The organism is Thermodesulfatator autotrophicus, assembly GCF_001642325.1.
GTDB classification, from domain to species: Bacteria; Desulfobacterota; Thermodesulfobacteria; order Thermodesulfobacteriales; family Thermodesulfatatoraceae; genus Thermodesulfatator; species Thermodesulfatator autotrophicus.
The window spans coordinates 1-12,356 of record NZ_LSFI01000060.1 but is presented as its reverse complement, the minus strand read 5'-3'; the positions used below and the strand labels follow the sequence as shown (position 1 = coordinate 12,356).

Annotated in this window: 11 protein-coding genes and 1 pseudogene; 6 read left to right on the top strand and 6 right to left on the bottom strand. The window is 45.7% G+C overall.

The genetic code is table 11. From position 1 onward, the window contains the following. Nucleotides 1-306 precede the first annotated feature (306 nt). Complete coding sequence (locus tag TH606_RS10240) at nucleotides 307-1,008, bottom strand: HAD family hydrolase (protein ID WP_068543677.1); 702 nt, start codon at nucleotides 1,006-1,008, stop codon at nucleotides 307-309. 45 nt (nucleotides 1,009-1,053) lie between these two features. Between TH606_RS10240 and TH606_RS10235 the strand changes: the two genes are divergently transcribed. Further along, entirely contained in the window at nucleotides 1,054-1,830 is a 777-nt protein-coding gene (locus TH606_RS10235) for a 50S ribosomal protein L11 methyltransferase (RefSeq protein WP_068543674.1), read from the top strand. Between the two features lie 161 nt (nucleotides 1,831-1,991). Here the strand turns inward: TH606_RS10235 and tilS are convergent, their stop codons facing one another. Both tilS and TH606_RS10225 read right to left on the bottom strand, forming a co-directional pair. Next, nucleotides 1,992-3,359, bottom strand: coding sequence for a tRNA lysidine(34) synthetase TilS (tilS, locus tag TH606_RS10230; protein WP_068543671.1), 1,368 nt, complete (start codon nucleotides 3,357-3,359; stop codon nucleotides 1,992-1,994). Beyond that, the gene (locus tag TH606_RS10225; RefSeq protein ID WP_068543668.1) at nucleotides 3,340-4,062 is read right to left on the bottom strand and encodes a hypothetical protein; all 723 of its coding nucleotides are present in this window, start codon (nucleotides 4,060-4,062) and stop codon (nucleotides 3,340-3,342) included. The genes tilS and TH606_RS10225 overlap by 20 nt, the downstream gene beginning before the upstream one ends. Nucleotides 4,063-4,096: 34 nt before the next feature. Here TH606_RS10225 and cbiB point away from each other — a divergent pair, with 34 nt between their 5' ends. The 5 genes from cbiB to murI all read left to right on the top strand — a co-directional run bounded on the left by cbiB (nucleotide 4,097) and on the right by murI (nucleotide 8,712). Next, complete coding sequence (gene cbiB / locus TH606_RS10220; protein ID WP_068543666.1) at nucleotides 4,097-5,068, top strand: adenosylcobinamide-phosphate synthase CbiB; 972 nt, start codon at nucleotides 4,097-4,099, stop codon at nucleotides 5,066-5,068. After that, the gene (gene cobT, locus TH606_RS10215) at nucleotides 5,008-6,048 is read left to right on the top strand and encodes a nicotinate-nucleotide--dimethylbenzimidazole phosphoribosyltransferase (protein WP_068543662.1); all 1,041 of its coding nucleotides are present in this window, start codon (nucleotides 5,008-5,010) and stop codon (nucleotides 6,046-6,048) included. Before cbiB ends, cobT begins: the two co-directional genes overlap by 61 nt. Before the next feature lie 427 nt (nucleotides 6,049-6,475). Further along, nucleotides 6,476-7,201, top strand: coding sequence for an adenosylcobinamide-GDP ribazoletransferase (locus TH606_RS10205; protein WP_068543656.1), 726 nt, complete (start codon nucleotides 6,476-6,478; stop codon nucleotides 7,199-7,201). Nucleotides 7,202-7,333: 132 nt separating this feature from the next. After that, entirely contained in the window at nucleotides 7,334-7,894 is a 561-nt protein-coding gene (locus TH606_RS10200) for an archaemetzincin (RefSeq protein ID WP_068543654.1), read from the top strand. Continuing rightward, nucleotides 7,891-8,712: a glutamate racemase gene (murI, locus tag TH606_RS10195; protein ID WP_068543650.1), complete on the top strand. Its 822-nt coding sequence runs from the start codon at nucleotides 7,891-7,893 to the stop codon at nucleotides 8,710-8,712. Before TH606_RS10200 ends, murI begins: the two co-directional genes overlap by 4 nt. Before the next feature lie 143 nt (nucleotides 8,713-8,855). Here murI and TH606_RS12155 read toward each other — a convergent pair. The 3 genes and pseudogenes from TH606_RS12155 to TH606_RS10180 all read right to left on the bottom strand — a co-directional run. Beyond that, a pseudogene (locus TH606_RS12155) lies at nucleotides 8,856-9,038 on the bottom strand (hypothetical protein); the annotation flags it as partial. Between the two features lie 366 nt (nucleotides 9,039-9,404). Further along, nucleotides 9,405-11,171, bottom strand: a complete 1,767-nt coding sequence (locus TH606_RS10185) for a GSU2204 family CXXCH-containing (seleno)protein (RefSeq protein ID WP_068543647.1) — start codon at nucleotides 11,169-11,171, stop codon at nucleotides 9,405-9,407. An 18-nt stretch (nucleotides 11,172-11,189) separates the two neighbouring features. Further along, nucleotides 11,190-12,266, bottom strand: coding sequence for a GSU2203 family decaheme c-type cytochrome (locus TH606_RS10180; protein ID WP_068543645.1), 1,077 nt, complete (start codon nucleotides 12,264-12,266; stop codon nucleotides 11,190-11,192). Nucleotides 12,267-12,356 lie beyond the last annotated feature (90 nt).

Here is a 12,356-nt window from a genome sequence, read left to right as displayed (position 1 = left end):
GGGAGTAAAGGGTTTGTGAATAAAGCAGCCGAAAAACTAAAAAGTTTGCTTAGGCTTAAACGAGACAAAAGGGCATATTCTGATAGAGCTTATCCTGATAAGGAAATAGTTTTTTTGTAAAATTTTATAATCTTTCTTTCGGCTAAAAGCCAAAAAGATCCAATTTCTTAATTTTTATAAGTTCAAAGACCTTTGCAAAACTTCAAAACATTAGTTTTTATCCTTTAAGGGAAGAGATTGTTTAGGCCTCTGACGAGGCCTCGCTATAATACTTGATAATGTCAAGAATGCTCTCAACCCGTTGGTTTAGTTCTTAGGCCCGAAGATAATTTGCAAAAGGGAGAAGTAGTCTTCTACCTGAAGAAAATCCGAAATTTTTTTAGCCCCTGGAGAGATTAAAACGAAAGAAACACCTGCTCTTTCAGCGCAAAGGCCGTCAACTTCTAACCGGTCTCCCACGTATAATATTTCTTGTGGGCCAAGCCCAAGTTTTTCCATGGTCACTTTTAAACCTTTGGGTGAGGGCTTAAAGGCATTTATTTCAGGAGAGGTAGCGCAAAGAACTAAGTCAAAGTGCTGTAAAATCCCTAAGGTTTCAAGCTTTTGGCTGGCGGGATAGTCTGAAAATATGCCAGTTTTTAGGCCTTGAGCCTTACAAAGAGCCAAAAACTCATCTAGCCCGGGGATTTTACAGGCCCTCAAATGCTTGAGTGGCTTTTCAAAAATCCAGTCTTTTATAACTTTTTTAACTTCTTGAGGGGAAATTCCTAATTTTTGGGCGGGGATTAAATATTGAAGTTCTTCAAGGAGGGTATCTTTTCCCGGACTAAAATGGCGAAGCTTTTCTCTCTCTTCACGAAAAGTTTTTATAAGGCGAATTTCCCGATAACCTTTTAACGGATTAAAGATAAAGCTTAACAGGAGTTCTTTAAGCATTTTTCGCCGCAGGGGAGCCTGGTAGTATAGTGTACCATCAACGTCAAAAATTATGGCTTTATAGGCGGACATACTGAAGTTTTAATGTTACCCATTTTACCTGGCAAGGGAAAATAAATGAAAATCTGGCGAATATTACTGGAAAAGGAAATAGAATCTTTTCTTTTAAGAGACTTAGAGGTTCTTTCTTTTTATCGTCTGGAATGTGGAGTTCTTGCCTATGAAATAAAAGGTCTGGCTGAAAATGTTTTTCGCCTCTGGCAAAGTGTGCCTCAAGAAGAAGGGCTTTCCATAACTGAAATTCCTGAACCGGGTTTTCTACTGCGTCTTCCTAAGAGCCGTTTAAGTCTTTTCTGGCAAGGAGAGCCTTCGTATTCAAAAATTATTTTAGCTCCCCAGGGAGCTTTTGGTTCAGGGCTTCATCCCACCACTTTACTTGTTTTATACTTGCTCGATAAACTTTATTACCAGGGAATTAAACCCAAGCGCATTCTTGACTGGGGTGCAGGAAGCGGAATTCTTTCTCTGGTGGCAGCCAGACTCTTCCCCCAATCTCAGGTCCTGGCCTTAGATATTGACTTTGATTCTACTAAAAAGTGTCGGGAAAATGTAATAAGAAACAGGTTGGAAGCACAGATTTTATCTTTTTGTGCCCCTCTGGCAGCGGTTAAAGGCTCTTTTGATTTGATTTTGGCCAATATATTTTTAAGGGTGCTTACAGAAGATGCCCCTCTAGTTAAAGACCGCCTGGCCAAAGGTGGGCTTTTGGTAGCAAGCGGTTTTCTAAAAGAAAGCACCTCTTTTCTCTTAAATTTGTATCAGGGGTTTTCTTTTCTAGAATTAGCAGATAAAGAAGGCTGGCAGGCCATAATTTGGCAAAAGCCTGATATTTAAAAGCTTTAGTCAAATACCAGACTATCTGTTTTTGAGACTGCTTTTACTTTAGACTGCTTCGCCTGTCCCGAGCGAGAAGCGAGGTATCTCCTGGTAGTGACAACACGACCAAGTCATTGCATGACACGGTCTTATGTTTTAACCATTTATCAACGGCTTAATTAAGCAAAAGAAAATTCTATCACCAGGGCCTTTTGGTTCGCGTCTTTAGGAGCATAGTTTTCCGCTATGGCCAGGCCTGGGAGGCCGATAATCTCGCCGTCTTTTTCTACAATAGGCCAGATACGTCGTTCGTCGTGGGTGAGCTTATGTTCCCAAAAGATTTTTTTTAGCTTTTTACGGCCTGAAAGGCCAAGCAGCCTTATACGGTCCCCAGGAAGGTGTGAGCGCACTATCAGCGGAAAACTGGCCTTTTGGGCATCAAGCACCAGGGCATTTTTGGGAGCTTCACCGGCCCTAGTGTAATAAACCCGAAGAGTGATGTTATTTGGCAGAAGATATTCGCCTGTCCCCGTTATTTCTTCTCGGAAAGGCTTTAAAGGGGCTTCAACTTTTTTAAAGACAAGTCTTCCAGGTTCCCTTCTGGCAATAAAGCCTCCAGGTAAGTTGATATTCCCGCGGGTTTTCCCTGTGAGTAAAGATTCAATCTGTTCAATATGGCTTAACCTTACGCGAAAAAGTGGAACCCCTATGGCCTTAAGCGCTTCAAGATACATGCGTCTTCTAAGCACCAGGGGAACATTGATAAGGCCTCTTACACTAAGATGAAAAGCATCAGCTTCTTTTCGCCCGTGTTTTTCCAGTTTTTGAAGGGCCAGGCAGCCCAGAAATTCCTCTTCTTCAGCCACCAGAAGGGCCGTGCGCTTGAGGCATTCTTTTACATTTTTATGAAAATGTTTTTCCAGAAAGGGTATGAGCAGGTGCCGCACACGATTGCGCAAAAAACGAGGGTCTTCATTGCTTGGGTCTTCCACGTAAGGAATGCCTTCTTTTTGGAGAAAATCATCAATCTCTTCGCGAGAGACCAGGAGAAGGGGCCGAATAAAAATACCGCCTCTTTTTACGGGAATGCCAGCAAGCCCACGCCTTCCTGCTCCTCTGATAAAGCGTAAAAGCACTTCTTCGGCCAGGTCATCGGCCTGGTGGGCCAGGGCCACCTTGTTCAAGCCGTATTCTTCGGCAACTCTTTCAAAAAAACGATACCTGAGCTCGCGCCCGGCTGCTTCAAGGGATATTTTCTCTCTTCTGGCGTAAAGTTTTACCGGGGCAGCGGCTAAAATAAAAGGAAGCCCGAGTTTTTTGGCATAATCCTTAACAAAAAGGGCTTCTTTTACGGACTCTTTGCGCAAACGGTGGTCATAATGGGCTATATAGAGGTCAAGCTCAAGTTCTTCTTTTAAGGCTAAAAGCACGTGAAGGAGAGCCATGGAATCCGGCCCACCAGAAACAGCTACCAGCACCCGCTCACCGTTAGATAGAAGAGCAAATTTTTCTATATGGCGCCTTACCTTACGAATGAGTTTTGACATAATCAAGCACGGCCTGAGATTTGTCGCGATAGCGGCTAAAAGCTTCTTTGGCCAGCGAAGCAAGCTCTTTATGAATTTCTTTTAAAGGAGGAAGAGCAGGAATATCTGGCAAAAAATTTTCAGGGGGAGGAATTTTTTTGAACTCCATAGTTTTTTCCAGCTCAGCAGTTGATTCATCAAGAGAGGTTAAGCCCAGGTCGGCGTATTCAGAAGAAGCGTCAAGCCCCTTTAAGAAATGCATTATTTCACTCAGGTTGTATTTTTCTTTAAAAATTTCAATCTCATGGTTAATGACTTCAGCTTCAACTCTGAGCTCTTCCAGGGCCTTTTGATAGTCTTCCAAAATATCAGCGAGTTTCTGGTAACAGTCTAAAAAGAGGTTTTTGTACCGCCCTTTAGAGGTAAAGCCCCTCAAGTGAAACCCAGAAAGTAGTTCAAGAGATGGTTCTTTATCTCCAAAATAAGCTTCTTTAAAGCCGACTATATCCAGAAATCGTTTTATAAGGTCAGAATCTTTATGGAGGAGGAGATAAAGGCGGCCAAAGGCTTCTTCAAGCGCTGTAATAAATTTTTTCTTTGTTTCTTCTATTTTTTGGAAATAATTCTGGGTATCTTCTTCAATTACTCTTCTTGCGCTAAAATAGCGCTCGGCAAGGTCTCTTTTTACTTGGTAGGCTAAGGCCTTGGCTACGTCTTCTTCCATGCTATTATGGTGAGTCTTTTTAGGGCAAACGTCAATGGTTAATTTGCCACCTGCTTTAACAATAGGGCTTGCTTTTTTTCTGGACTTAATTCTGGCTGACCCACAGGTGCGCTGGCATCCCGTCCGTTTAATTGGTGATTTAGCTGAATTTTTTCGCCGTTTTTTCTATCATTGGGGAAGATTGGGGGGCTTACTAACTTTATTGGCTACAGGGCTCTTTTCTCTGTGGAGTATTGGGCTCACTGTTTATTTTGTCCCCCCCATTGAGGTTGTCTGGCTTTACTTCTTTATCGCTCCCACTGCCTTGCGCCGTGAGGTGCTAAAAGTGGCCAAAACCCTTGAGGAAGACATAAGTCTTGCTCGCAGGCGCCTATCTTTTCTTGTTGGCCGGGAGACCAAACGTCTTGATTCCTCCCAGTGTGTGCGGGCTTCTGTGGAGACCCTGGCTGAAAACTTCACCGATGCTCTGGTAGGCCCGCTTTTCTGGTATTTAGTAGGCGGTATTTACGGGGCTACCTTTTACAAGGTTTGCGAAACCCTTGATTCCATGTATGGTTATAAAACTGAAAAGTGGCGCAAATTTGGCTACTTTCCCGCCAGGCTTGACGATGTCCTTAATTTTTTCCCTGCTCGCCTGGCAGGACTTTTTATCGTGATAGCCGCGGGATTTTGCCGGCAAAACTTCTGGCTGGCCTTAAAGACAATGCTGGCTGATGCCCGTAAGCATGACTCTCCCAACTCTGGTTATACAGAAGCCGCTATGGCCGGGGCGCTGGGTATAGAGCTGGGAGGGCCGGTTTTTTATCAGGGTAAATTCTTTGATAAAGGCCGTTTTGGAAAACCTTTGCGCGAACGGGAAGTTTCAGATATCTTTCAGGCTGAAAAAATTATAAAAGTGGCCACTTTTTTGGTGGTGGCTGTTTGTATTATTCTGGAGGTTTTCTTATGGAAATCAGGTTACCAGAGCTTAACCGCGCTGATTATGAACGCGCTCAAAAGCGCCTAGATAACCTTACTAAACCCAGGGGAAGCCTTGGTTATCTTGAAGAGTTAGCCAAACAGTATGTTTACATCACTGGCGAGCTTTTTCCCCAGCTACCTTTAAAAAAACGTGTGTACGTGTTTGCCGGCGACCACGGCGTGGTGGAAGAAGGCGTTAGCGCTTATCCACCAGAGGTTACCAAACAGATGATTTATAACTTTCTGGCCGGGGGAGCCGGAATAAACGTGATTGCCAGGCAGGCAGGAGCCGAAGTCTTTGTGGTGGATGTCGGCGTGGCTGGAGAAGTTCAGGCAGAGGGTCTTATCAAACGCAAAGTTTGCCCTGGCACCAGGAATTTTCTGAAAGAACCGGCCATGAGCCGGGAAGAAGCTCAAGCCTCCTTAGAAGTGGGCTTTGAGCTGGCCTGTCAGGCTGCCGAAGAAGGGGTAAAGCTTCTTCTCCCTGGAGAAATGGGTATAGGCAACACTACACCTTCAGCCGCGGTGATTTGCGCTCTGCTTGGAGAAAAACCAGAAGACATTGTGGGCCGTGGCACAGGTATTGACGATGAGGCCCTAAAAAGAAAGCGCGAAGTGGTGGCTCAGGCCCTTTCTCGCTATAAATTTGACGACCCTATAGATGTTCTAGCCAAGGTAGGTGGGGCAGAGATCGGGGCTATTGCCGGCCTTTTTCTGGGTGGGGCGTCAAAAAGGGTGCCGGTTATCATTGATGGCTTTATATCGCTTGCTGGTTACACCATAGCCCAAGCTCTGGAACCCCGGATAAAAGAATTTGTTTTTCTCGGGCATTGTTCAGAAGAAAAGGGAGCAGCCCTGGTGGTTAAAAAGCTGGGCTTAAGACCAATTGTTGACCTGAACTTAAGACTCGGAGAAGGCACTGGGGCCTGCCTGGCCAGCATGATAGTGGAAACGGCCCTGAGAATCCTTACGGAGATGGCTACTTTTGAGGACGCCGGTGTTACCAAAGGAAACGAATTTGACTAACTACTTTGCCTGTCCCTGAGACGGCTTCGCCTGTCCTGCGGGCCTCTTTGCAGTGACACTAGGGGGAATATGTTCCTTGCTGCTCCTCATAGTGATGAAAAGGGTTATGTAGATTTGCTTTTACCGGTCATTGCGAGCCTTTTTTACCGGTCATTGCGAGCGAAGCGAAGTAATCCTTTATTTCAAGGTCTAGCAAAATCTGATATTAAAGTTTTTATTAATGAGAGCGTAAAACAGATGATAATTTTTGGGTTGTCATTGCGAGCGAAGCGAAGCAATCTCAGATCCCTTCGCTAGCGCTCGGGACAAGGATTACTTCGTCGGCCCTGCGGGCTTCCTCGTATGACCTGCTAGGGTCACTTCGCCACGGCGACTACATTGCCTCGTGATGACGCGATGTAAGGTAAAAAGTACTCCCATTAATAAAATGCTAAAAAATGAATGGCAGGCCTTTCTTTCGGCGGTGTCTTTTTTTACCAGGGTGCCTTTTGCTCCCAAAGAATTTTCCCTGGAACGAGGTGTTTTTTATCTCCCTTTGATAGGCCTTCTCCTGGGAGGCCTTCTTTTTTCTCTGGCTTATGTATTGGAACCTTACATATCCTCAGCTTATCTTGCGCTTTTTTTGCTGGCCATTAAGTACTATCTGGCTGATTTTTTTCACTTTGACGGCTTACTTGACTGGGCAGATGCCATGGCTGCAGGGGGTGACATCTCGCGGAGGCTTGCCATTTTAAAAAGGCCAGAGATAGGTGTAGGGGCTTTCTTATTTGGCTTCTTTTTCCTGCTGGGAGAATTTCTGTTTACTCGCGATGTGTTAGAAAAAGGTCTTTGGTTGGCACTTCTTTTAATGCCTCTGGTGGGAAGGCTGGCTTCTTCTTTGGTGGCTTTAATTCTTCCTCCGGCCAAAAAAGAAGGCCTTGGCTTTCTTTTTCTTTCAGGTTCAAGAAAGAGGCTTTTTATAAGCCACCTTTTTTGGGGCTTGCCCTTTTATTTCTATCCCCTGGCTACTTTTGGAGTAATTTTGCTGGTGTTTGGTCTGCGTTTTTCTTACCGCCGAAATTTTGGTGGCTTAACCGGGGATCTTCTCGGAGCCACTTTAATGCTTGCCCAATGGCTTTTTCTGGCCATCTCGCTTTGCCTCTTTTCTGTTTGAACTTCCCAATTTTTTGTTAACACGCCAAGAGGCCACCAGCTTTTGCCTGTCCCCAGCTTTTGCCTGTCCCTAATTTGAATTGCCTGATAGAAGGTTTAAAATTAAGTCCCAAATACTTAAAGAGGAGTTTTTATGAAAAGGCCTCTTATGTTACTCGTGCCTTTGGGAAAGGTTTCTGGACCATGGCTTGAAGAGCTTATTAAAGAAATTGCTGAGAATTTTCAGACCCAAGTAGAACTAACCAGGCCACTTCCTTATCCACCGTCAGCTTTCTGCTTTCGGCGTCGTCGCTTTTTTGCTCATCTCATTATAGACTTTTTGCGTGAGAAGGCTGGCCCTGTAGATTTTGTGGTAGGCCTGGCTGATGCTGAGTTATACAACGTACACCATAACTCTATTATTTCTGAGAGTCATTTTCAGGCCAGAGCCGCCGTTATTTCCGTGAATAAGCTCAGGGACTTTCTTTTTGGCGAGCGCCCTGAAGAGCTTTTTAGAAAGCGGGTTTACAAAGAAATCTTACGTTCTTTTGGCCATATGCTTGGCCTTGGCCATTGTCGCAATCCTCGTTGTGTAATGTATCCCTCATTAACCCTTATGGAAACAGACCTTAAAGGCAATTCTTTTTGTCCTGAATGTTCGTTGAAACTTCGTTTGCGTTTCGGTGAAATTCCCCTTTTGAGGAAAGCTGCTTGATAGGGGTATTTGATTCAGGCATAGGGGGCTTAACTATTGTCAGGGAGCTTGTGCGCAAGCTTCCTGAATATCGTTTAATCTATTTTGGAGATACTGCTCGCACCCCTTATGGGACTAAAAGTCCTGAAACCATCATATCTTATGCTATCCAAGATGCTGAATTTCTTCTGGAGCACGGGGCTAAAATAATTGTTGTGGCCTGTCATTCGGCTTCAAGCGTGGCTACTGAGGCCCTGCGCCAGCGATTTCCCGAAATACCTATTTTTGAAGTGGTCAGTCCCTCGGTAAAAAAAGCCTTAGCTGTTACCAGGAAAAAGGTTATCGGCGTAATAGGCACCAGGGCTACCGTTTCAAGCGGTATATATCAGAAAAAAATAGCTGAAATTGACCCAGAAGTTAAAGTTTATGGGAACGCCTGTCCGCTTTTAGTGCCGTTGGTGGAAGAAGGATGGCTTAAAAAGCCAGAAACAAGACGTATTGTCAAAAAATATCTTATTCCTCTAAAAATGCGAGGAATTGATACTCTAGTGCTGGGGTGTACTCATTATCCCTTACTTAAGCCAATTATTCAGGCCAAAGCTGGCCGTCGTATAACCCTTGTTGACCCAGCCTGTGAAGTAGCTGAAGAGGTGGCCGCTTTTTTAAGCACTCACCCGGAGATTGAGGCCAAACTTTCCAAAAACGGTAAACATCAAATTTATGTATCTGACTTAACCGAGGCCTTTGAACAAGTGGCCCGCCTTTTTATGGGAAGGAAAGTCAATCTTCTCAAAGCTGACTGTGAGATGTACCACGTCATAAAACCAAATGGTTCCTAATTTAACCTGAGGGATAAATGAACTTGAGACCTTGCAAATTTTCGGCCTCCTTGCAAAATGACAAAATGAGCTTGCCATTGCAAACAAAGTAAAACAGTCCCAAAAAGAAAGAGGGCACGGTAAGCCGTGCCCTCTTAGATGGCTTAGAAGCGGTAGGTGATGAAGCCCGTTACACTTATGGCTTCACCGTCAAGGTCGCCATAGACGTAAGGTTCATCGTCATCAAAGTCAGAATACCAGCCGGTAAGGGTGAAAGAGAGGTTGTCTCTAATAGCATAGGTAGCGGTAAGCTCAAGTTCTAACATAGTGTAGTCAAGGTCAGAGAAGTTTTCTACACCAGTAAGATTTGCAAAGGAGTATCCATCTAAAGGAAAGGGATCATCAGCGGCGGTGAAGACCACGCTATCCATCTCTGCTTCACCAAGGGTGTAGGAAATACTGGCCGCCAGCTCAAGCTTTTTGGTAGGCACAAAGTTTACACTGGCGAAGAAAACGTGCACGTCGTTTTCCCATTCAATTTCCTGGCCGTTACCTCCCACCTGGGAGGAAAAGACGTGGCCAGCTCACCCGTGGTAAAAGGCTGAACACAGACGCGTCTGCGTCCTATCCCAGTAGAAGTGGTAGCCAAAGTTAAAACCAAGCTTGGCCGCCGGGATGTAGCTCAGGTTAAGTCCGGCGTTAAAGCCTTCGCGTTAGTATTCATAGACTTTTAAGTCGTCGTTGTCACCAAAGTAGTAGCGGATGTTACCCTGAAGAGCCAGCTGAGGGCTAAAGGTGTAATCTGCTTTAGCGACGATTTCGTGGGCCGTTTCAGGCTGGACCGAAGCGTCAAACTGCCGGGCCGCATAAACCCACTCTGAATACCAGTTATACGGATTCCAGATATCCGCCCAGCCGTCGTCATTTATATCATTATCAAATCCTGGCAAAGTGGTAGGACAATAGGCATTTTTGTGGGTATAAGGGTCATCTATGATTTCCAGCTTGTAGTGGCCTTTAAACTTGAGATTTTTCATAGGCCGCCAGTTAGCCGCTACTTTGAACTTATGCTCGGTGGTTTTATCATTAACCGGCGGGTGGCCTAACTCGTGGTCTGCGGCGTTATTGCGGTCTATAATCTCAAGGCCGTAAGAGAAGTAGAGCTTAAGGGCACGACTCAGGCGCCAGGCCAGATCCCCCTCAAAGATGAATTCATCGCTATCGTAAGCCGAGTAGCGGGTAACATCACAGGTGCAACCGATAGCTTCACGATAGGTGGTGCCTGTTTTAGTAGATACCATTTCAACAACATCTAAAAATACATCATCGGCGTCCATATTTACGTATTTGGCTTTAAGGGTAAGGGTCATGTCTTTTCTTATTTTAGTGAAGAAGCGGGCGTGCACGGCGTCGTAGTCTATTTCCAGTTCTTCACCAAAGTTGCCCCAGAGGGTGTTAAGCCCTTCGTCAGTGCTTAAGTTTTTGATTTTGGAGTTAACGTAACCTACAAAGAAGTGCCGCTCAGGGTTAAAGTCATACTTGGCCTTAAGAGAGTGTAAGTACTTGCGGTTCTCAGGGGTACGGGCGAATGGAAGCCAGCCATCAGTGGCATCATATTGAAGTTCAGCGTCAAAACGGTCATCTCCTTCTCCCGGTTTAACAATCGTTCCGTCACCAGCCACAGGCCGCATGGCTTCGTTGTAGATATTTAAAGGGGTTTCACTTGAATTGCGGAAGACGCGATAAAGAAAAGAATATTCTAAAGTCCACTTACCAAGGGTGGCCTGCACTTTGGGGTTCCAGTCATTGGTGTATTCGCGGATTTCTTTGCTTCTGGCCACCACGTGGCAGGCGGCACATTTGCTCATAGTGCGGGCCTGGTCAAGGCCTTTTCTCTCTTCGTAGCGGTGCGCCAGTTCAAAGGTAATACCAGGCAGGTGGGGGAGATTTACCTTGAGGTTGTTCTTCCACTGGCTTCTGGTAATGCCATAGCGGTCATTAGCGTTAAAATCTGTGTGATAAACCGTGGCCAGGCCAGCTCCTGCAGGCAAAGAAACCCATTTAGTTATAGAATCTTTCGTTACGGTTTTCAATTCTTCCATACTATGCGCTTCCAGGTTTTCCAGGGTGTCATGGTCCAGACGGTGATAGAAGCGGTAGTAGTCAGACTTAAAGCGCACTACACGATTCCAGTCTAAAAAGCCGCGGTACTGTTGCTCATCGCCTGTTTCGTAAAGGCCTTCAAAACCCAGGCGAAAATCATCACGGAAAAACTTAAGGCTTCCTCCCAGGTAGGTGCTGGTGTCCATGTCAACTTTTCTTTTATATTCTGCCGCCCGGCTGGCCTCGTCATCCACGTCATTTACTGAAAGGCCAGTTTTAACTTCTACCTCATATTCTGCTTCCTCAGCAGAAACCAGACTAAAAGGTAGCATCAACAGACATAAACATAAAATTATCTTAAAACTTAAAGTTTTCATTAGCTCACCTCCTTGTAATTATCTGGTAAGTCCCATACCCCGGCTGGGGAGAGACTGAGACGGCAGGTCAGAGCCGTGTACCTGCTGGTGGCACTGGGTGCATTTGGTCAAGAACGACCTTTGCCAGCCATGAGGCGAAGAGGTAATTGAGGGCGTCTCGCCAGTATAAGGATCTTTAAATAAAACAGGGTCTGTACCTGTTCCTTCTGCATCATTAATAACTGTATCATCAGGGAAGACAAAACCGGGCTGGGCGTTGTCTCTGGTAGCGTGGAAGTGGGCTTCATGGCACTGCAGGCAGACAAACGGCTCATTCTGCTTTAACAGATTATTGGCCACCGCGCCGTGAGGGTCGTGGCAAATGGTGCAGTCTTCAATCACCGGGTCGTGCTCAAAAACAAATGGCCCCTGATAACGGGTATGGCAGGTAAGACAGAGGTCATTTAAGCGTTCTTCTGTGCGCAACATACCAGCGATAGGGTTGCCGGTGCCGTGGGGGTTGTGACAATCACCACAGGACATGTGCCCTTCTTTTACCGGGTGGCGTGAAATAAAATACATCTTGGCCTGCACATCCCGGTGGCACTGGCTACAAAGTTCAAACTCGTTCTTGGCCAGAAGCTGGGCCCTGGGATTGTCGTGAATCTTATGACAGGAAATACAGGCTACGTCATGTTCAGCGTGAGCCGAACCAGCCCAGTGCATAGTCTCGCCAGCATTGTGGCAGGTGAGGCAAACCGCTGAGGACTCTTCGCCGTGGTAGCCATCTTCACCAAAACGAAGAATGGCCTCAAGCCCCTTTTCCACTTCGTCTTCGCTCATGGCCTCTACATGGACAGAACCTGGCCCGTGACAGCCTTCACAGCCCACCTGATAGCCGGGAGCCTCATAGCTAGCCAGCCTGAGATGCACGTTGTGTTTGGCGTCAAGCGCGCGGTCTTCATGGCATTCTAAACAGGTGTCAGTTCCAACATACTCGGCTCCAGGAGCAACTTCAGGAGGCTTGATTGTTTGGGCCCTTTTCTCCGCCAGCTCCTGAGTGCAGCCGGCGGCCAGCACAACAAAGACTAAAAGACCAACGTACCATTTAACCATAGCCACCTCCGCTTAGAGTTTTGGCATTTCAAGCTTTTCACATTTTTTTATTTGAACCTTTTAGGTAGTATTTCAGTAATTGTGTCCGAA

Excerpts from the sequence above, each read along its gene's own strand:
- TH606_RS10225 (WP_068543668.1), bottom strand. The coding sequence starts at position 4,062 with ATGGAAGAAGACGTAGCCAAGGCCTTAGCCTACCAAGTAAAAAGAGAC.
- cobT (WP_068543662.1), top strand. The coding sequence starts at position 5,008 with ATGGAAATCAGGTTACCAGAGCTTAACCGCGCTGATTATGAACGCGCT.
- tilS (WP_068543671.1), bottom strand. The coding sequence starts at position 3,359 with ATGTCAAAACTCATTCGTAAGGTAAGGCGCCATATAGAAAAATTTGCT.
- cbiB (WP_068543666.1), top strand. The coding sequence starts at position 4,097 with ATGGTTAATTTGCCACCTGCTTTAACAATAGGGCTTGCTTTTTTTCTG.
- TH606_RS10205 (WP_068543656.1), top strand. The coding sequence starts at position 6,476 with ATGCTAAAAAATGAATGGCAGGCCTTTCTTTCGGCGGTGTCTTTTTTT.
- TH606_RS10240 (WP_068543677.1), bottom strand. The coding sequence starts at position 1,008 with ATGTCCGCCTATAAAGCCATAATTTTTGACGTTGATGGTACACTATAC.
- TH606_RS10180 (WP_068543645.1), bottom strand. The coding sequence starts at position 12,266 with ATGGTTAAATGGTACGTTGGTCTTTTAGTCTTTGTTGTGCTGGCCGCC.
- TH606_RS10185 (WP_068543647.1), bottom strand. The coding sequence starts at position 11,171 with ATGAAAACTTTAAGTTTTAAGATAATTTTATGTTTATGTCTGTTGATG.
- TH606_RS10235 (WP_068543674.1), top strand. The coding sequence starts at position 1,054 with ATGAAAATCTGGCGAATATTACTGGAAAAGGAAATAGAATCTTTTCTT.
- TH606_RS10200 (WP_068543654.1), top strand. The coding sequence starts at position 7,334 with ATGAAAAGGCCTCTTATGTTACTCGTGCCTTTGGGAAAGGTTTCTGGA.